A 20,444-nucleotide genomic window follows, 5' to 3' on the forward strand; every position below is an offset into this window, starting at 1 on the left:
AATTCGTCACTGTGAAAACAAGAAAAGCTGAGAATCCGCATTTTTTTGAAATATATTGACTTTTTGATTCGTTTCTAGTAACCTAAACATATTCATACTTTGACCAGAGACGAAGAAAAGTAAGAAACTTTTTCCATTATAGAGAGTTGGACCCTTAGGCTGGAAGGTCCATGAATGTGATGGTTTCCGAAAGACACTTCAGAGGTTTTCTGTTGAAAGCTTTCTATTAGAGAGCTGTGTAAACAGAAACGTATTACCGGCGTTAACGGAATTCAAGTGAGGATCAAACAGGATCCTAATTAGGGTGGTACCACGGGTGTATAGTCAAACTCTCGTCCCTTGTTTTTCGGAACAAGGGACGGGGGTTTTTTTGATAGGGAGGATAAAAAATGAAAATTCAATTACCAAGAGGAACGCGTGATATTTTACCAGAAGAAGTCGCGAAATGGCACTTTTTGGAACGTTCTTTTGAAGAGATCTGTACGGATTACCAATATCAGGAGATTCGCACGCCGATTTTTGAACATACAGAACTATTTGAACGCGGTGTGGGGGACTCTACCGATATCGTAACGAAAGAAATGTATACCTTCGAAGATAAAGGTGGCAGAAGCTTGACACTTCGGCCAGAAGGTACTGCTTCTGTTGTGCGGGCATTTGTCGAACATAAGATGTTCGGTTCTCCCAATCAGCCCAATAAGCTCTATTATAAAGGACCGATGTTCCGCTATGAACGTCCGCAAGGCGGTAGGCAACGTCAGTTCCACCAAATGGGGATCGAAGCCCTCGGAAGTTATGATCCGGCAATCGATGTAGAAGTGATTACTCTGGTGATGCACTTTTTCCAAAAAATCGGACTTAGCAATACGAAATTAGTTATCAATAGTTTGGGTGATAAGGAAAGCAGATTGAGACATCGGGAAGCTTTGATCGCGCATTTCGAACCACGGATCGATGAATTTTGTGCGGACTGCCAAAATCGTCTGTATAAAAATCCACTACGGATATTGGACTGTAAAAAAGATCACGATCATCCATTAGTACAATCGGCACCGTCGATCTTGGATTATTTAAATGAAGCGTCCACGGCTTACTTTGATAAAGTAAAAAGTTATCTAGATGCAGTTGGCTTGGACTGTGAAATCGATCCAACTATGGTTCGTGGGCTGGATTATTATAATCACACTACCTTTGAGATCATGAGTGTCGAAGAAGGCTTTGGAGCAAAAACAACGCTGTGCGGTGGCGGCCGGTATCATGGCCTTGTTCAAGAATTTGACGGGCCGGAAACCCCCGGTATCGGTTTTGGTATCGGAGTAGAGCGAGTGTTGTTAGCGCTAGAAAAAGCAGAAGTGATCATTCCAGAAGAAAAAGCGCTTGCGTGTTATGTTATTACAGCGGGCGAGGGAACCGCAGTCAAAGCGATGAGTATTATGAATACCCTTCGTCAGCAAGGAATCAGCGCTGAAAAAGACTACCAAGATCGCAAATTAAAAGGCCAACTGAAAGACGCGGATCGCAAAAATGCGCTGTTCACGATCATCGTCGGCGAAGAGGAACTCGCAAGCGGGGTATATAAATTGAAAGATATGAAAAGCGGTGAACAAACAGCAATTGCCGAAGATGCGATCGCTGCAACGATTTCTAAAAAATTACAAACATTGAAGGAGGAACATCAATGAAAAAGCGAACGACATATTGCGGACAAGTTTCCGAGCAAGACATTGATAAAAAAGTGATTTTACACGGTTGGGTACAAAAACGTCGTGACCTAGGCGGCTTGATCTTTATTGATTTGCGCGACCGCGAGGGGATCGTTCAAGTGGTCTTTAACCCTGCTAATTCAGCAGATGCGTTGGCTGTAGCGGAAAAGATCAGAAATGAATTCGTTGTTACTGTAGAAGGAACCGTTGCAGCTCGTTCAGAGAGCGCGGTCAACGACAAAATCGCGACTGGGAAAGTGGAAGTGTTGGCGGAATCGATCACGATCTTAAATAGCTCGAAAACCCCACCATTTTATATCGAAGACGGCGTAAATGTGGCAGATGAGCTACGCTTAAAATATCGATATTTAGATCTTAGGAGACCGGAAATGAATCAGATTTTCCGGATGCGTCATCTTGTCACCCAAACTTTCCGTGATAAATTAAATGAACTAGGCTTTTTAGACATCGAAACGCCTTATTTAACAAAAAGTACGCCTGAAGGAGCTCGTGACTATCTTGTGCCGAGTCGCGTTTATCCAGGAAGTTTCTATGCGCTTCCGCAGTCGCCGCAAATTATGAAACAATTGCTGATGTCTGCTGGCTTTGACAAGTACTACCAAATTGTACGCTGCTTCCGTGATGAAGATTTGCGCGGTGACAGACAGCCTGAATTTACCCAAATCGACTTGGAAACGAGCTTTTTATCCAAGGAAGAGATCCAAACGATCATGGAAGAGATGCTTGCCGCAGTGGTGAAAAACGTCAAAGGTATCGAGATCGAACGTCCATTCAGAAGAATGACTTACACAGAAGCGATGGATCGCTATGGAATCGACAAACCAGATATCCGTTTTGGTTTGGAGCTCAAAGACGTTTCTCCTATTGTTAAAGATGTTGACTTCAAAGTGTTTACGGGAGCAATCGAAAACGGTGGTCAAGTAAAAGCGATCAATGCGAAAAAGGCAGCTGGAAACTATTCGCGTAAAGATATCGATGCATTGGGAGCATTTGCAGCTAACTATGGTGCTAAAGGACTTGCTTGGCTGAAAGCAGAGGCAGGCGAACTTAAAGGGCCGATCGCGAAATTCTTTGATGCAGACAAGCAAACAGCGCTCAAAGAAATTTTAGAAGTAGAAGACGGCGATCTATTGCTGTTTGTTGCTGATAAGAAGGACGTTGTTGCCGCGTCATTAGCAGCATTGCGCAATAAACTCGGAAAAGAATTGGGATTGATCGATGAAGATGAACTTGCTTTCATTTGGATCACCGACTGGCCGTTATTCGAGTACGATGAAGAAGCAGGACGCTTTGTTTCTGCGCATCACCCATTCACGCTGCCGCAAGAAGACGATATCGCGCTTCTGGAGAGCGCTCCGGAAAAAGCGATGGCAGAAGCCTATGACATTGTTTTAAACGGCTATGAGATCGGTGGCGGCTCATTGCGGATCTATCAGAAAGATGTGCAAGAAAAAATGTTCCGTGCACTTGGTTTTAGTGATGAAGCAATGCAAGAACAGTTCGGCTTTTTGCTAGAAGCATTGGAATACGGTTTCCCACCGCATGGAGGAATCGCATTAGGTCTCGATCGTATCGTCATGATCTTGGCAAAGCGGACGAATCTGCGCGACACCATTGCCTTTCCGAAAACCGGCAGTGCATCCGATCCGCTTACAAATGCACCAGACACCGTAAGCGATGCGCAACTGCATGAGTTGGAATTGGTGGTTGAGAAAAAAGAAGCTAAAAAATAAAAGTAGTTGAGCACCCCGAATGTCCTAAACATTCGGGGTTTTTTTTAGAGCAAACAAAAAAACACACGGTCAGCCATGTGTTTTTATTCCATACTCGTTTCGATATTCTCGACTTTCACAATCGTGATTTTATTCGCCAACAGTCCACGGTTCGCATCATTCGACCAGAAGGGGCCTTTTAGCGCATCACGTTCTTTTCCTGCCGGTTGTTTCTTGTTATAGTAATTAGCTTCCACATTATACCGTTGGCCCGCTTTTACGTTCTTCCATTGCTGCTTCGATAAGGGAAGGGTAACGATTTTATCGCCGGCACCATCGATCGTGCCATTTATTTTGTGATCCTCTAGCTTTTTAGTTACTAAAAAAGTAAAGGTAACATCTACTTTAGATGATAGATGTTGATAGAAAAAGTAGCCTCCAGCTAAAAGTAGTAATGCTAACAAGGTGAAAATAGGGACTTTACGCATTAAAAAATTGCGCCTCCAATCTAAAATAACGGCTTGCTTCTCTATTATACGAGTTCGTTATTTAGAAAGAAAGAGGGAGGCGCAATTTCTCATGGTATTTTTAGAATATTACTGTTTTTCTTGGTATTCTATCATTTTGCCGCAGGGCTGTCTTGCAGGGCTGCCACGCCATGTTCGCCAGTGCTGATTTTGATCACATCACTTAGCGGATAGACAAATACTTTCCCGTCGCCCGGCTCGCCGGTACGAAGTGTATTTTTGACAACTTCCAAGACTGCTTCTACAGGAACAGTAGATACGACGATTTCAACTTTCATTCGTTCGTGCACATTATTTTCTTTGATTGTACCGCGATAAAGTTCGATCATTCCTTTTTCAAGGCCGGTTCCTACTGCTTTTGTAACGGTGAGTCCGCTTACTCCGATTTCCTTAAGTGCTTTTTGAAAAACGTCAAAGCGGTTGGGGCGTGTAATGATCTCTATTTTTGTTAGTGACATAATGGTTCCTCCTTAATCTTGATAAGCCTTTTCGCCATGTAGTGTCAAATCAAGGCCTTTAAACTCTTGATCTTGATCCACACGGATTGGTACAAACAGTTTGATGATAAGCGTAATGATCGCTGTAACTGCTGCGGCAAAAACGAGTGTGACCACGATCGCGATCACTTGTTTCAGCAAGAGGCTAGGATCCCCATAGAACAGGCCATTTGCGCCACCGTCGTTCACTTTCAGTGTCGCGAACAAACCAGTAGCGATACCGCCCCAAATGCCGCCGATGCCGTGCAAGCCAAATGCATCCAAGGCATCATCATATTTGATTTTCCCTTTTAACCAGAATACACCCCAGAAACAAATGGCGCCACCGACCAAGCCGATAATAAGTGAGCCGGGAACGGAAACAAAACCAGCTGCCGGTGTGATCGATACCAAACCTGCGATCGCTCCGGAAATCGTTCCAAGAATAGTAGGACGCTTGTTAGTCAGCCATTCAACAGCGGACCAACCGATGATTCCGGCAGCAGCAGCTGTATTCGTGTTGATAAAAGCAGCCATTGCTACATTATCGATCGTCAAAGCACTGCCTACATTGAAGCCATACCAGCCGAACCAGACGAGCGTTCCACCGATCAATGTCAATGGCAGACTATGTGGAGCCGAGTTGTCCGCTTCCTTACGTTTGCCGATCATCAGTGCAAGTACGAGACCAGATACCCCGGAACTGATGTGCACGACATTCCCACCCGCAAAATCAAGTGCACCCAGTTTACTTAGCCAGCCACCGTCTCCCCATACCCAATGAGCGATTGGGGCATAAACGAAAAGGGACCAAAGGACAATAAAGATCAAGTAAGCGGAGAAATTCATCCGCTCAGCAAATGCGCCAGAGATGATAGCTACTGTTAAAATAGCGAATGTCATTTGAAACATCATAAAAAGGATATGCGGCAAAGCATCTGAATAGCTGTCATTTGCTGCAAAGCCAACGTTGTGTAGAAAAGCCCATTCCGTTCCGCCAATAAAACCATTGCCGGGAGAAAAAGCTAGGGAATACCCGATAACCACCCATAAGATCGAAATAACAGCCATTGCTCCAAAACTATGCATGGCGGTACTTAGCACGTTTTTTCGTCTTACCATGCCTCCGTAGAATAAAGCGATTCCTGGTGTCATGATCCAAACTAGTAACGTACAGAAAAATAAGAATACTGCTTCCATAACCAACTCTCCTCTTTTTGTAAGATAATATAACATTAAATAATTTATTTATGCCCTCATCATACACGAAAAAAAAGATAAAGCAATAAAAATTAGAAAATTTAATGTATTTTGTAAGATAATCTAACAGAAAACGCTTCCAAAAAGCGGATTGGTATAGACCGGGAATGAAAAAAAGAAGCCCCTTTATGGGACTCCTGCTTTTTAAATATAAAACATGTAACCTGATTCGAGCGCGCGTTCGTTTTCCGAGTGTGCCAGCAAGTCGGAGAGGGTGGTGTTATCAAGCACATCTCGTACTGCATTTCGCATACGAGTCCATAATTCACGCTGAGCCGATTCTTCATTTTCCATACCTTCAACAAGGACGATCGGACCTTCAAGCGTTCGGATCACGTCGCCTGCTGTGATTTCAGAGGGGTCATGATTCAGCACATATCCTCCATAAGCACCGCGGATACTTTTGACGATCCCGGCATTGCGAAGTGGCCCAATCAATTGTTCTAAATAATGTTCGGATAATCCCTTAGCTTCGGCAATACTACGCAAAGAAATCGGACCATTTCCAACTTGGCGGGCAAGTTCCAGTGTGACCGTCAAACCATAACGGCCTTTTGTTGTAATTTTCATTTTAAAAAACCTCCACGTCATTAAAACCACTATTATTATAACCAAACTACTAGGAATTAGCAAACAAGATTCTCCACTATGGAAACAAACGTTCTTATGATATAATAGAGTATAAGAACGAAGAAAAAAAGAGGAGGGCTACGATGGCAATTCAACCCCTTGCTTTCCGTATGCGTCCAAAATCACTGGATGAGATCGTGGGTCAAACCCATTTAGTAGGAGAAGGTAAGATCATAAACCGTATGGTGAAGGCAAAACAGCTTTCCTCCATGATTCTCTATGGTCCGCCGGGCATCGGTAAAACCTCGATTGCAAGTGCGATCGCCGGCAGCACGAAATATGCGTTTCGTACGCTAAATGCTGTAACCAATAATAAAAAAGATATGGAAGTCGTTGCTGCCGAAGCGAAAATGAGCGGGACAGTAATTTTACTGTTAGATGAAGTTCATCGCCTTGATAAAGCGAAGCAGGACTTTCTGCTACCGCATTTAGAGAGCGGTGCGATCATTTTGATCGGCGCTACCACCAGTAATCCTTATATCGCGATCAACCCGGCGATCAGAAGTCGTACGCAGATTTTTGAATTAAAACCATTAACAATAGAAGATATCGAAAAAACGATCGATCGTGCTTTGGCAGATACGGAAAATGGTCTGGGCGATTATCAAGTCGAATTAGCTCCGGAAGCGAGAGAGCATTTCGCAACAGCCAGTAATGGAGATGTCCGCAGTGCTCTTAATGCTTTAGAACTTGCAGTCGTTTCTTCCGAAACCAATGAAAAAGGCGTGATTCATGTTAGCTTGGAAGTGGCAGAAGAATGTCTGCAGCGAAAGAGCTTAGCGCACGATAAAGATGGGGATGCCCATTACGATGTGCTCAGCGCATTTCAAAAATCGGTTCGAGGAAGTGACGTTAATGCGGCACTTCATTATATGGGGCGCCTGATCGAAGCAGGCGATCTGATCAGCATCAGTAGGAGAATGCTCGTCATGGCGTATGAAGATATCGGCCTCGCCAATCCGCAGGCAGCTGTCCACACACTCTCAGCGATTCAAACCGCTGAAAAAATCGGCTTTCCAGAAGCGCGCATTCCGCTGGCCAACGCAGTGATCGAACTATGTTTATCGCCAAAATCAAATTCGGCGATCATGGCGATCGATGCAGCGCTTGCAGATATCCGTAAAGGGCATAGTGGCGAAGTCCCCGATCACTTGCGGGACGGCCATTATCAAGGCGCGGCAAAACTTGGTCGTGCGCAAGACTATAAATACCCACACAGCTATGAAAATGCGTGGGTGGATCAACAGTATCTTCCGGATAAATTGATTAATAAACGTTACTATGAGCCAAAAGAAAATTCTAAATTTGAACAAACTATCGCGGGGGTTTATACAAAAATCAACCAAAATAAAAAGTGAAATTAGAGTATCAATGATTGTAAAATTTTTTAATCTATGCTATTCTAATGATGAAAAGAAACCCTAATGTATTCGAGTAGTTCCCATTATTTTGAACCGAACAATTTTTATTACCTTGGGAGCCTGGAGTTCAGGCGCAGCGCACATGCCTCCACACGAGGAAGTGTAAAACGTCTGACAAGGCACCCACCTGCATTAACTGCGGGTTCAAAGGACGGGAATCCTAACGGTACGATTGGGGTTTCTTTTTTTATTAAAAAAGTCAGTGTTTTTGCTTTCCGAAAGGATAGCTGTTACAATAATTATCGATTCAAATTGATGACAAAAAAGGAAGCGATTTTGGTGGAAAAAAGAATTTACCTGGACCATGCAGCTACAAGTCCGATTCATCCAGAAGTCGTGCAGGCGATGCTTGGAGCAATTTCTGGCAGCTATGGCAATCCATCCAGCATCCACTTTGCTGGAAGAGAAGCACGTAAGGTGCTCGACGAATGCCGTGCAGAGATAGCAGCAAGTATCCATGCGGATGAGAAAGAGATTATTTTTACAAGTGGCGGTACTGAAAGTGATAATACCGCTGTGATCGGCGCTGCATATGCTAATCAAGAAAAAGGCAGACATATCATTACATCTACTATCGAACATCATGCTGTTCTTCGCGCATGTGAGTTTTTAGAGACGAAAGGGTTTGAAGTTACTTACTTGCCGATCAATAGCGAGGGAGTGATCGAACTTCAAGAGCTTAAAACAGCATTGCGAGAAGATACGATCTTAGTCAGCATCATGTACGGAAATAACGAGATCGGCACAATTCAGCCAATCAGTGAGATCGGCGAATTGTTGTCGGAACATCAGGCTGTTTTTCACACGGATGCTGTTCAAGCGTATGGTCTTGCCGAGATCGATGTAAAAGCGATGGGTATTGATCTTTTATCTACCTCTTCCCATAAAATAAATGGCCCCCGCGGAATCGGCTTCTTATACTGTAAAAATGGTGTAAGATTAGAATATCCATTCCACGGTGGTGAACAAGAACGCAAGCGTCGTGCTGGAACTGAAAACTTAGCCGGCATTGCCGGGATGAACGCTGCACAAAAAATCATCCATAAAGAACGCGCAGCGAAAACCGAAGATTATCTATTCTTTAAACAACGAATGGCCGAGTTCTGGCGCGAAAATGGGATAGACTTCAGCGTAAATGGCGCAAGTGCCTCTACCTTGCCACATGTCTTCAGCGTTCGCTTTCCGGATGTGTCGATCGAACAGCTATTAATGAATCTGGATATGGAAGGCATCGCTGTGTCAAGTGGTTCTGCTTGTACAGCCGGAACTGTCGATCCTTCTCATGTACTCGTAGCGCTTTATGGCGAAGAGCATCCCGGTATCCAGGAAACAGTCAGATTCAGTTTTGGGTTGGGAAATTCGTTAGAAGAAGTGGAATACGCAGCAGAAAAAGTAGTCGGGATCGTAAAACGGCTGAAAAAGAAAGTGAGTGAAAAATAGTGAAAGATAACAGTAATATCCGCGTTGTAGTCGGGATGTCAGGCGGCGTTGATTCGTCCGTTACAGCCTACCTGTTGAAACAGCAAGGATATGATGTCGTTGGTATATTTATGAAAAATTGGGATGACACAGATGAATTCGGCGTTTGTACAGCAACCGAAGATTATGAAGATGTTATCCGCGTAGCTAATCAAATCGGTATCCCGTATTATGCGGTCAATTTTGAAAAGCAGTATTGGGATAAAGTATTCACTTATTTCCTGGCTGAATATAAGTTAGGTAGAACGCCAAATCCTGATGTTATGTGTAACAAAGAAATCAAATTCAAAGCTTTTCTGGAACATGCGGAAAGCTTAGGCGCAGATTATGTTGCTACCGGCCATTATGCACGCACTGAAATCGTGGATGGCGAAGTGCAATTGCTTCGCGGAGTAGATAATAATAAAGATCAAACTTATTTTTTAAATCAACTTTCCCAAGAACAACTTTCTAAAGTTATGTTCCCGCTTGGTGGAATGGAAAAATCGGAAGTGCGCGACATTGCACAAAAAGCCGGCTTAGCGACTGCGAATAAGAAAGATAGCACGGGGATCTGCTTTATCGGAGAACGCAACTTTAAACAATTCTTGAGCGAATATCTGCCTGCACAACCTGGGGAAATGCGCACATTGACAGGCAAGCGGATGGGCAAGCATGATGGCTTGATGTACTATACGATCGGTCAACGCCATGGTTTAGGCATTGGCGGAGACGGGGAACCTTGGTTTGTGGCTGGTAAAGATTTAGAAAATAATGTGTTGTTCGTGGAACAAGGGTTCCATCATGACAGTTTGTATTCTGACATGCTGATCGCTACAGATGTATCGTTCACATCGAACCGCCCGAAAGAAATGGTATTTCATTGTACAGCGAAATTCCGCTATCGCCAAGTCGATTCAGGCGTCACAGTTTATCTAACAGAAAATGGCACAGCGAAAGTCGTTTTTGACGAACCAGTTCGTGCGATCACGCCGGGACAAGCCGTTGTCTTTTATGATGGTGATATCTGTTTGGGTGGTGCCACGATCGACACTGTTTATAAAAATGAAAAACAATTGGATTATGTAGGTTAAAAGAGAGTGGTTATCAATAATGATAACCACTTTTTCTTTTGAAAAAAGGACGATCACCATGTTTCTCTACATTTCAAGAGGAATCGCATGGCTACTTTTCTTTTTTATGATAAAATAAAAGAAAGAAACTTGGAAAAAGGGGTTATTATGGATAAAAATCAATTAGGTATTACATATATGCAAGAAGGAAAACTAGAAGAAGCGGTTAAAACATTTACAGAAGTGATCGAAGAAAATCCAGAAGAGCCGATCGGTTATTTGAACTTCGGGAACGTTCTGCTTTCCATGGATGACTTCGAACGGGCAGAATTGTTTTTCAATAGAGCTTTGGAGCTGGACAATACGATTCCTGCTGCTTATTACAGCTTGGGTAGTTTATATTATGAATTGGAACGCTATCAAAAAGCGGCAGAAACATTCACATTGGCGCAGAAGAACGGAATGGAAAATGGCGATCTTTACTTTATGCTAGGAATGTCCTTTGTACAATTAGAGCAAAATAAACTGGCGATTCCCTATTTATTGCGGAGCGTCGAACTAGCTCCAGAAGATAGAGAAGCATGGTTCCAATATGGTATTGCACTTGCGAAATCAGAAGTCTATGAAGAAGCGATCGGCGCACTTGAGAAGTCGTTAGAATTAAAACCGGATGACGCAGACAGCCTTTATAATATTGGTGCCGTCTATTTAGCATGGCAGGGCGATCTCGTAGTCGGAAAAGACTACCTAGAACGCGCCGTAGCCTCTGACAGCAATCACGAATTGGCACTTCGAGCGCTTTATGCGATCGAAGAAATGGAAAAAGAAAACAACGATTAGGAGGATCAATGATGGAAGAACAAGGCTCTTTATTAGAACAGCCAGAAGAATTATTTATTAAAGGGACTATTTTATCCACGATCTTCCATAATGCTGATAACTTGTTTTCTGTCGTTCGTTTGCTAGTAAAAGATACGAACACGAATTGGGATGAACGGGACATCGTCGTTACCGGTTATTTCCCAGCCTTACATGAAGAAGAAGTATATCTGTTTTACGGAAAAATGAAGGAGCACCCGAAATTCGGGCAGCAGTTTCATGCCGAGCGTTTTCAAAAAGAAATGCCGCAATCACGGGAAGGCGTCATCAGCTACTTATCTGGAGAGCTATTTAAGGGTATCGGCAAGGTTATTGCGGAAAACATCGTTGATACACTTGGAAAAGACGCGATCAGTAGGATCTTAGCGGATCCCTCGCTGCTGGATAATGTCCCGAAACTACCAGAAGCAAAAGCGCTGACATTGATCGATACACTTCGGGAAAATCAAGGTCTGGAACATGTCATGGTCAAGCTCAATGAATATGGGTTTGGACCTCAGCTATCCATGCGTATCTATCAGGCTTATAAACAAGATGCGATCGAGGTGATCGAAAAAAATCCTTACCGGTTGATTGAAGATGTTCGTGGGATCGGATTTCAGCGTGCCGATGAACTGGGGCGTAAGCTCGGTTTAAGCGGTGCGCATCCTGATCGTATTCGCGCAGGTTTGCTTTATACAATGGATCAGATCAGTATGCAGCAAGGGCACGTATATATGGAAGAAGAGCCGCTTATCCAAGAAGTGATCCATTTGCTCCAAGAAAGTGAACCGGTAACGATCTCGCATGAGGAAGTAGCAAAGGAACTGCTTGTCTTAGCAGAGGAACAAAAATTGATAAGGGAAAACACACGGATCTATCTACCTTCTCTCTATTTTGCGGAAAGCGGTTTTGCCTACCATGTGAAGCGAATAATGAAACAAACTGAATATGCAGAGCAGTTTCCAGAATCAGAATTTTTGTTAGCACTCGGAGAATTAGAGGAGCGCTTGCAGGTTTCTTTTGGAGAAACGCAGAAAGAAGCGATCAGACAAGCGCTGATGTCACCGATGCTGGCACTTACAGGTGGTCCGGGTACTGGGAAAACAACGGTTATCAAAGGGATCGTCGAACTATTTGCGGAACTGCATGGCCTTAGCTTAGATCCGCATGCCTATAAAGATGGCGCGGCTTTTCCTATCCTGCTTGCAGCCCCAACTGGCAGAGCGGCTAAACGAATGTCGGAATCGACTGGACTTCCGGCGATGACGATCCACCGTTTGCTTGGCATGAATGGGCAAGAGAACTTGGATGATGAATCAGAACGCTCTATCGATGGACGCTTGCTTATCGTGGACGAAATGTCGATGGTCGATGTGTGGCTGGCGAACCAGCTCTTTCGCGCACTTCCTGCGCATATGCAAGTTATCTTGGTAGGCGATCAGGATCAATTGCCGTCAGTCGGTCCAGGTCAAGTGCTGAAAGATATCCTTGAATCGAAACAGCTCCCAACAGTGGAACTGACTGATATTTACCGCCAAAAGGATGGCTCTTCGATCATTGAAATGGCGCATGCGATCAAAGAGGGGCAATTACCTCCGGATTTTACGAAAAACAGCGCAGACCGCTCTTTCTTTCATTGCCAAGTTGGTCAAATCAGTGACGTCGTAGAACAAGTGGTCAAAAATGCCAAAGCAAAGGGATTTCGGGCGAAGGACATTCAAGTTCTGGCACCGATGTACCGCGGTCCAGCCGGGATCGATATTTTGAATCGCCAGCTGCAGGAAATCTTTAATCCAAATGATACGGGTAAGCGTAAAGAAGTTGCTTTCGGCGATATCAAATATCGGATACATGATAAAGTGCTTCAACTTGTCAATCAGCCGGAAAAAAATGTTTTTAATGGCGATATCGGCGAAATCGTCTCGATTATTTATGCAAAAGAAAATACAGAAAAACAAGATATGATCGTTGTGGAATTCGATCAGACCGAAGTGACGTATTATCGGCAGGAATTCACGCAGATCACGCATGCGTATTGTTGTTCGATCCATAAAGCGCAAGGGAGTGAATTCCCGATCGTCATCATGCCGGTCGTGAAAAGCTATTACCGGATGCTACGACGCGACCTCTTGTATACAGCCGTTACAAGAAGTAGTCAGTTTTTGATTATATGCGGCGAAGAAGAAGCTTTTCGAGCAGGTGTCGAACGAATCAATGAGCATACACGCAATACCACGTTATATGACAGACTTGTGAGCGAAGATGTGTTGCTCGATGAAACAAGCAGTTTGAAAGTCCTGACCATGACAAATGTGGAAGAAATCGATCCGATGATCGGAATGGAAGGAATAACACCGGAGCAATTCGCGAGCGCATGATAAATAACGTATCAGTGGATTTCACTGATGCGTTATTTTTTTGCAAAAAAAGCTGCTATCTTCTCTAATAAGAGATATTATATATCCATAGATAAAACTTATCCACGAAAGGAGCGACTCATGAAACTGAAAAATGGCATTGAGCAGACAATCTGTATTCTCATTATGTTAGAAACCCAGGATAAAGCAAAACCATTAAAAAGCTACACGATCAGTGAACGTCTTGGGATTTCCGATTCTTATCTAAAAAAAGTGATGCGGCAATTAGTCGTTGCAGGCCTGGTAACTTCGGAAGCTGGAAAAGACGGTGGCTTTATTTTAGCAAAAAAAGCCGAGGATTTTACGATGTTAGATATCTATGAAGCAATCGAAGGAAAAGAAAGTTTTATCCATTCGACAAACTTAGCGGCAAAAGTTTTCTTGTACGAAGATATCATCGAAGCGAAAGAAAGCGAGATTTTAAATGTATTTTTTGAAGCAGAAGAATTATTTAAAATACGATTGGGACAATACAAATTTTCACAGTTATTAATGAATACCGAACAAATCAATAAGGGTGTAGATTGGAAAGAAATCCCACTTAAGGGAAAGTAAGAGAAGGAAGGTATCAAGTTGATCAAAGCAGAATGGAAGAGCATTTTTAATAAAAAGCTCTTAATAATCGTATTGTGTGTGATGTGTTTCATTCCATCCATTTATACAGTCACCTTTTTGGGCTCCATGTGGGATCCATATGGAAAAATGGAGAAACTACCGGTAGCGGTTATCAATCACGATAAGCCCGTAAAAATGAATGGCAAAAAAATGGCGATCGGCGATGAAATGGAAAAAAACATGCGTAAAGATGGGAAACTGGATTTTCGGTTCCCCACAGAAGCGAAGGCAGCAGCAGGATTAAAAAGTGGTAAATACTTCATGGTGATCACGATCCCGAAGGACTTTTCCAAAAATGCAACCACTCTGCTGAAAGACGATCCAAAGAAAATGACGATCAACTATCAAACGATGGCTGGGCACAACTTCACGGCATCAAAATTTATGGGAAATGCAGTAACAGCGCTGAAAGACAGTATTGCCTCACAAGTGACAGAAATCTATGCGACAAGCGTATTCGGACAATTCAAAGAAGTTGGCAGCAGTTTTACAAAGGCTGGAAAAGCAAATAAAACATTGGCAGACGGTAGCGGGAAAATTCAATCAGGAAATGCAGCTCTGACTGCGAATTTACAAAAGCTAGCGGATAGTACACTTACTTTCCAACAGGGAACCGCCAAATTAGAGCGAGGGTTCGATTTATATCAAGATGGCGTGGGCAAAGTTGCGAAAGGCAGCAGCACACTAGCATCAGGAACGAAACAACTTGCCACACAAACAGCCCCGCTTGCACAAGGAGTCGATGCCTTGGCCGGAGGAGCCGATGAATTAGCGACGGGAACAACCCAATTTGTCAGCGGTGTAAAAACAGTTGGCTCAGGTATGGATCAACTGAATAATGGCTTAATGCAGCTAAATACAGGAATGCCGCAAATGGAAAAGCAATCCAGCCATTTAGAGAACGGCATCGCAAAACTGCAGACCGGCAGTTCGCAATTGGAAAATGCAGTCTCCAGTTTGAATACAAAATTAACAAGCAAAGAAGCGAAAGCGCAAACTGCTCGTTTATCAGAGGGGCTGGAACAGTTGAAGCAGGGAATGACTGCACTGACTAAAGCAAAGATTCCAGCATTGACGAGCACACTACAAACTTTGAATGAACAAATCGCCACTTCCCAGGAAAGCATCCAATCTGCTGTCCAAACAAGTGACAAAGAACAGGCAACACTCCAAGAAATCGACAATCTGCTAGCAGATAAAAGTGACTTGGATGCGGACGGTATGCAAGCGTTAAAAGCAAAACTTGCGGTTTTGAAAAAACAACAAGGAACTACGAATCAATCAGTTCATCAACTACAGACCAATATTTCCACAACAAAACTTACAGAGCAAGTCCGTGATGTGGCTCAAACAGCTGCTGCTCTTCAAGCAGGCTATTCGGGAACAGACGCACAACCTGGCATTTATGGCGGAACTAAACAACTACTGACAGCTAATCAGCAAATTGCATCAGCTATAGGCGGTTCAGGGAAAAGTATTTTAACAGGTGCTGCTCAATTGAACCAAGGTTTAGAAACGACTCACAGCGCTGTAAAACAGGCCAATCAACAACTACCGAAGTTAACGAGTTCCGTTTCCCAACTCGAAAGTAGCAGTAGCAAACTTGCGCAAGGAAGCCGTACATTAGTGGCTAAGTCGGGAGCTTTGCAAAACGGAGCTTCTGGACTGGATAACGGTTTGACTACTCTTAATGCCAAAGTACCGCTACTGACTAATGGAACAGCGCAATTGGCGACTGGGGCAGCCAATCTACAAACCGGCTTAGCGACTTTACAAGCTAAGGGCAGCACGCTAACGGCTGGAGTAAATCAATTGGATAACGGGGCAACCGGTATTCACCACGGTTCTGAGCAATTGGCAGCCGGTTCCTCCGAAATAGAGAAAAATATGAAAAAAATCGTTGATGGGAACCAGCAAATTGCTACTAATCTGCAAACTGGCGGGGAAAAGATCAACCAACTCCATCCAACTGATAAAACCTATCAAATGATGGCAAAACCAGTTAAAACCAAACATGAAGAATTAGCGAAAGTCGTAAACAATGGGACAGGAATGGCACCTTATATGATGTCACTGGCACTATTTGTCGGCGGGATCACATTGAATATGATGTATAACATTTATTCGCCAAAACAATATCCGCGTTACGGCGTCAGTTGGTGGGCGAGCAAAATGTCTGTTCTTGGAGCAGTCGGAATCTTACAAGCGCTCTTAATGGTGATTTTCTTGACATTTGTGAATGGTTTAGAACCAGTGGCGATCTTGCAAACATTCGGCGTTTTAGTAGCCACGTCGTTGATGTTCATGGCGATTATCTGCTTCTTTAACCCTTGCGCTAGGAAAAGCCGGTTCGTTCTTGATGCTGATCTTCTTGATCTTGCAACTTGGCGGTTCAGGAGGAACGTATCCCGTTCAACTTTCCAATGGCTTTTTCCAAGCGATCCATCCATTTTTACCAATGACGTATTCCGTCGATGCGCTACGTAATACGCTCTCCATTGGCGGAAGCATCCAGTAGGATCTGTTTATCATCATTACGTTAGCTATTGTATTCAACCTGCTTATCATTCTCTTTTTCCGTGGACAACGCAAGAAAATATCTCAAGAAGAAGCAGTAGCATAATTAAGCGAAAAACCCTTGTCAGTATAATAGGACAAGGGTTTTTCACTCACAGCGATCAAGCAATTCCCTAAGATAAGCTGTATAAGCCTTTTTCAATTCGCTTGGTTCGAGTATCGAGATCGTTTTCCCGAATGATAAAAAATAACGAACTAGAAAGGGAATTTCCTGTTTGCCGAAAGTACCCTCTATGTAAGTGCCATCGGAGGTGCGCACAAGCTTCATATTCGCATAATGCCGTTTATAAAATTGTTCTTCTCCATCTGGATAAAGTTGGACTTGGAAGCGATAGGGACGATCAGCACGCAACTGGTCCTGATAGCGATGTTCCAGCTCTTCCGGTGTAAACACAAGCGCCGCCTTCGATGACTGTTCTACAGATTCGATAAAGTCACAACGAAAAATCCGAAAGGCCTGTTTAGTGAGGTCATAACAGGAACAGTACCAGTTACCATCTATTGTTTGTAGTTGCAGTGGCTGGATCTCGCGAATTTCTGTATGATAGCGTGTATAGGTAATCACAATGACTTGCTTTTGAAAAATCGCGTCAAAAAGAGCTTTGAGATGCGGCGACTCTTGATGTTGCTCCATTCCGGTGTAGCGGATCATCTGGTCAGCGAACAGGACCTTTTCTTGCTGAGGTGGGGAGAGTACCGCTAATAGTTTTGTTTTGATCTGCTGGTAATCTTGTTCAAAAGGCGTCACAAGCAATGATTTCAATAATTGGAGTGAGAAAAAAATCGCGTGCAACTCATTATCATTGAAATAGATTGGAGGTAATAATTTATGTTCCAGCAAATGATAACCGCCATGACTGCCGCGCTCGGAATATAAAGGCACGCCGATCCGTTCTAGCGCCTCGATGTCGCGTAGCGCTGTCCGTTTAGAAATAGCGAATCGTTCCATAAGATCCCGCAGATTAAACCTTTTACGGCTATTGATAAATAGTAACTCTTGGATCAAGCGTTCATCTTTTTTCATTTTAATTCTCCCGATGGTGCCGTATTTTGACACCATTATAGCATATACTTAGACTATCAAAAAGAAGGAGGATTTAATGATGGCGCATGTAAAAGTAACTACATTTTTATCTCTAAATGGAAAGGCGCAGGAAGCTATTTCTTTTTACCAAAAAAATCTTGATGCAAAGGTTCGGTTCCAGATCACTAATATTGAAATCCAAGCAAAAATGGATCCGGAATATACATTTCCTGAATCAGAAAAAGATTTTGTTTCGCATTCGGTGTTAGAAATCGGTTCGTCAGAGCTATCCATCATCGATGATACGATGGATGAAGGCACAGATGTAGTGACAGGAAATAATCTATCACTATGCCTCTACAGCAGTTCCTTAGCGCAAGTGACCGATTTTTATGAACGTGTTACAATGGATAAACGAACAAAAGTCATTATTCCCTTAGGAAAAAACTTTTTTGCCGAAGCATATGCGATTGTAAAGGATCCATTTGGCGTGATCATTCAGTTCGCTGTGCAGGCGGAAGGAGAACAAAGATGAGAACTTATGCGGATAGAGCAGAATTAGTAGCAGCCATACAAACGGCCTATCAAACATTTATCTCCGAATTTGAAAATGTGCCCGAAGCGTTGAAAGATCTTCGGTTGGAGGAAGTCGACAAAACTCCTGCAGAAATGTTGGCTTATCAATTGGGCTGGCTAGATCTGCTATTGAGCTGGGAGGAAGACGAAAAAGCAGGCAAAAATGTTCAAACTCCAACAGCGGATTATAAATGGAATAATCTGGGAGGACTGTATCGATCTTTTTATAAGCGGTATGAAGCTGCTACTCTACAAGAGATGACAACAGAATTGACCGCATTGGTGGAAAAAGTCTGCGCTTGGGTCTCGTTGCTGTCAGAGCGTGAATTAATGGAGCCGGGACAAAAAAATTGGGCAACGACGAAGGCAATGTGGCCAGTGGTGAAATGGTTGCATATCAATACAGTAGCACCATTCACCAATTTCCGTCCGAAGATCAGAAAATGGAAAAAGCTGGCTCCTGCTGCTCAATAAGTGATATAATCCTTTCATACATACGCAGAAAGGAAGTCGTTCATGGAGCTGGCTGCATTAAGTTTTCAAGTCTTTATACCAATCTCGGTGATTAGCGTCATCGTGATCATTATCGGCCTTATTATTTGGCTGAGTATTCGCGGAAAAAAAAGATGAACCGTTCTTATTGCTAACAAGCCTTTCTGGCTTGTTTCAGCTTGGCGAAAAACGATCATCTTCGTCGTTAAAGCCTGCGTTCCGATTCACGCGTTACGAGTACGCACCGCTTCGGTACTCAACTTTGCCTAAAATCTAATCATTTTTCGCCAAGCTGAAAACAGCACGAAAATGATTGAAATGATGTTTTTTTCAGTCTAAAACAAGCCTTTTTGGCTTGTTTTTTTATGTGCATAACATGTTACGCGAAATGAAACGAGTTACAAGGTTCTCTAGTCTGTTGCGAAACCTTGGAAAAGGCTTTTCCAAATTTTATTCTTGTATTATGATGAGCAAGTAATCAGATTACTCGAGCAAGCCGGCTTGTAATAATCTAACGAGGTGGAAAACATGGTAAAGGATTTTATAGACACAAAAGATTTTTCCAAAGAAGAAATTTTATTTATGGTCGATTTAGCATTAAAAATGAAAGAATCTATCAAAAATGGACATTATCCGAAATTATTGAAAGATAAAACACTCGGGATGATCTTTGAACAATCGTCGACGAGAACGCGTGTCTCTTTTGAAACAGCGATGACACAATTAGGTGGACATGCGCAATATCTAGCTCCTGGTCAGATCCAATTGGGTGGACACGAATCCGTTGGAGATACTGCTAAAGTGCTATCTCGTTTAGTCGATATCTTAATGGCACGCGTTGAACGCCATCATACCGTCGTGGAGCTTTCTGAAAGCGCTTCTATTCCTGTTATCAACGGAATGAGTGATTACAACCATCCCACACAAGAGCTTGGCGATGCCATTACCATGATCGAACATCTTCCAGCAGGTAAAAACATCGAGGATTGTAAAATCGTTTTTGTCGGAGATGCGACGCAAGTATGTGCTTCAACGATGTTCATGGCTACCAAATTAGGAATGGATTTTGTACAATTCGGGCCAAAAGGTTTCCAATTAAAAGAAGAACATCGCAAAATTGGAGAAGCAAACTGTAAAGTGTCCGGCGGAAGCTATACGGTAACAGAAGATTTGGAAACAGCGATCAAGGATGCTGACTTTATCTATACAGACGTTTGGTATGGTTTGTACGAAGCTGAACTTTCCGAAGAAGAACGGATGAATGCTTTTTATCCAAAATACCAAGTCAATAAAGCAATGATCGATAAAGCGGCACCACACGTGAAATTTATGCACTGCCTGCCAGCAACGCGCGGCGAAGAAGTGACGGATGAAGTGATCGACGCACCTTACAGTGTGGTTTTAGATGAAGCAGAAAATCGATTAACAGCAATGCGTGCTTTGCTAGTTTACTTTATGCAGCCGTTCGTTAAACCAGCTTCTGAAAAAGTGGGCGACCATTATGACAGCGAACTGGAATTATTGCTACGCAAGGCACCGAACAAGCAATAGAAAATAGGGGAAGAAGCGGTCAGCTGCTTTTTCCCTACTCATAAAAGAGG

17 protein-coding genes, 1 other RNA gene and 1 other annotated feature are annotated in these 20,444 nt (G+C 43.2%); of the genes, 13 read left to right on the forward strand and 5 right to left on the reverse strand.

Annotated elements, in window-relative coordinates; genetic code table 11:
- The first annotated feature begins 97 nt into the window (after positions 1–97).
- Positions 98–343: a binding site (T-box leader), on the forward strand.
- Between the two features lie 46 nt (positions 344–389).
- Together hisS and aspS are read left to right on the forward strand one after the other, a co-directional pair.
- A complete protein-coding gene (gene hisS / locus HMPREF0556_RS03810; RefSeq protein WP_003755683.1) occupies positions 390–1,682 on the forward strand; it encodes a histidine--tRNA ligase in 1,293 nt (430 codons plus the stop codon).
- Positions 1,679–3,457: an aspartate--tRNA ligase gene (gene aspS, locus HMPREF0556_RS03815; RefSeq protein ID WP_003755685.1), complete on the forward strand. Its 1,779-nt coding sequence runs from the start codon at positions 1,679–1,681 to the stop codon at positions 3,455–3,457. Before hisS ends, aspS begins: the two co-directional genes overlap by 4 nt.
- A gap of 83 nt (positions 3,458–3,540) precedes the next feature.
- Here the strand turns inward: aspS and HMPREF0556_RS03820 are convergent, their stop codons facing one another.
- The 4 genes from HMPREF0556_RS03820 to cymR form a co-directional block, all read right to left on the reverse strand.
- Positions 3,541–3,924 (reverse strand): hypothetical protein, encoded by a 384-nt coding sequence (locus tag HMPREF0556_RS03820; protein WP_003755688.1) that lies wholly within the window; start codon positions 3,922–3,924, stop codon positions 3,541–3,543.
- Positions 3,925–4,055: 131 nt separating this feature from the next.
- Positions 4,056–4,424, reverse strand: a complete 369-nt coding sequence (locus HMPREF0556_RS03825; RefSeq protein ID WP_077904778.1) for a P-II family nitrogen regulator — start codon at positions 4,422–4,424, stop codon at positions 4,056–4,058.
- Between the two features lie 9 nt (positions 4,425–4,433).
- Positions 4,434–5,639: an ammonium transporter gene (locus tag HMPREF0556_RS03830; RefSeq protein ID WP_036103939.1), complete on the reverse strand. Its 1,206-nt coding sequence runs from the start codon at positions 5,637–5,639 to the stop codon at positions 4,434–4,436.
- A gap of 204 nt (positions 5,640–5,843) precedes the next feature.
- Positions 5,844–6,269, reverse strand: a complete 426-nt coding sequence (gene cymR, locus HMPREF0556_RS03835; RefSeq protein WP_040486450.1) for a cysteine metabolism transcriptional regulator CymR — start codon at positions 6,267–6,269, stop codon at positions 5,844–5,846.
- 143 nt (positions 6,270–6,412) lie between these two features.
- On the opposite strand from cymR, the gene HMPREF0556_RS03840 reads away from it, so the two are divergent.
- From HMPREF0556_RS03840 to HMPREF0556_RS03870, 8 genes are all read left to right on the forward strand, one after another.
- On the forward strand, positions 6,413–7,687 hold the full coding sequence (locus HMPREF0556_RS03840; RefSeq protein ID WP_003755697.1) for a replication-associated recombination protein A: 1,275 nt from the start codon (positions 6,413–6,415) through the stop codon (positions 7,685–7,687).
- Between the two features lie 57 nt (positions 7,688–7,744).
- Positions 7,745–7,933: non-coding RNA, 6S RNA (gene ssrS / locus HMPREF0556_RS13125), on the forward strand.
- Between the two features lie 96 nt (positions 7,934–8,029).
- Positions 8,030–9,190 carry a cysteine desulfurase family protein gene (locus HMPREF0556_RS03845; RefSeq protein WP_036103945.1) on the forward strand — a complete coding sequence of 387 codons (1,161 nt, stop codon included), beginning with the start codon at positions 8,030–8,032 and terminating at the stop codon, positions 9,188–9,190.
- Complete coding sequence (gene mnmA, locus HMPREF0556_RS03850) at positions 9,187–10,302, forward strand: tRNA 2-thiouridine(34) synthase MnmA (protein ID WP_040486451.1); 1,116 nt, start codon at positions 9,187–9,189, stop codon at positions 10,300–10,302. The genes HMPREF0556_RS03845 and mnmA overlap by 4 nt, the downstream gene beginning before the upstream one ends.
- Before the next feature lie 147 nt (positions 10,303–10,449).
- Positions 10,450–11,121 (forward strand): tetratricopeptide repeat protein, encoded by a 672-nt coding sequence (locus HMPREF0556_RS03855; protein ID WP_040486609.1) that lies wholly within the window; start codon positions 10,450–10,452, stop codon positions 11,119–11,121.
- An 11-nt stretch (positions 11,122–11,132) separates the two neighbouring features.
- Positions 11,133–13,520, forward strand: a complete 2,388-nt coding sequence (gene recD2, locus HMPREF0556_RS03860; RefSeq protein WP_040486452.1) for an SF1B family DNA helicase RecD2 — start codon at positions 11,133–11,135, stop codon at positions 13,518–13,520.
- Between the two features lie 120 nt (positions 13,521–13,640).
- A complete protein-coding gene (locus HMPREF0556_RS03865) occupies positions 13,641–14,114 on the forward strand; it encodes an Rrf2 family transcriptional regulator (protein WP_036103954.1) in 474 nt (157 codons plus the stop codon).
- Positions 14,115–14,132: 18 nt separating this feature from the next.
- Positions 14,133–16,661 carry a YhgE/Pip domain-containing protein gene (locus HMPREF0556_RS03870; RefSeq protein ID WP_040486453.1) on the forward strand — a complete coding sequence of 843 codons (2,529 nt, stop codon included), beginning with the start codon at positions 14,133–14,135 and terminating at the stop codon, positions 16,659–16,661.
- 178 nt (positions 16,662–16,839) lie between these two features.
- On the opposite strand, the gene HMPREF0556_RS03875 is transcribed toward HMPREF0556_RS03870, so the two are convergent.
- On the reverse strand, positions 16,840–17,775 hold the full coding sequence (locus HMPREF0556_RS03875; protein ID WP_040486454.1) for a helix-turn-helix transcriptional regulator: 936 nt from the start codon (positions 17,773–17,775) through the stop codon (positions 16,840–16,842).
- Between the two features lie 79 nt (positions 17,776–17,854).
- Here HMPREF0556_RS03875 and HMPREF0556_RS03880 point away from each other — a divergent pair, with 79 nt between their 5' ends.
- From HMPREF0556_RS03880 to ptcA, 3 genes are all read left to right on the forward strand, one after another.
- Positions 17,855–18,310 carry a VOC family protein gene (locus tag HMPREF0556_RS03880; protein ID WP_050776985.1) on the forward strand — a complete coding sequence of 152 codons (456 nt, stop codon included), beginning with the start codon at positions 17,855–17,857 and terminating at the stop codon, positions 18,308–18,310.
- Positions 18,307–18,825, forward strand: coding sequence for a ClbS/DfsB family four-helix bundle protein (locus HMPREF0556_RS03885; RefSeq protein WP_003755718.1), 519 nt, complete (start codon positions 18,307–18,309; stop codon positions 18,823–18,825). The genes HMPREF0556_RS03880 and HMPREF0556_RS03885 overlap by 4 nt, the downstream gene beginning before the upstream one ends.
- A 546-nt stretch (positions 18,826–19,371) precedes the next feature.
- The gene (gene ptcA, locus HMPREF0556_RS03890) at positions 19,372–20,394 is read left to right on the forward strand and encodes a putrescine carbamoyltransferase (RefSeq protein ID WP_003755719.1); all 1,023 of its coding nucleotides are present in this window, start codon (positions 19,372–19,374) and stop codon (positions 20,392–20,394) included.
- Positions 20,395–20,444: the final 50 nt, after the last annotated feature.

It is taken from the genome of Listeria grayi DSM 20601, assembly GCF_000148995.1.
GTDB lineage: Bacteria > Bacillota > Bacilli > Lactobacillales > Listeriaceae > Listeria > Listeria grayi.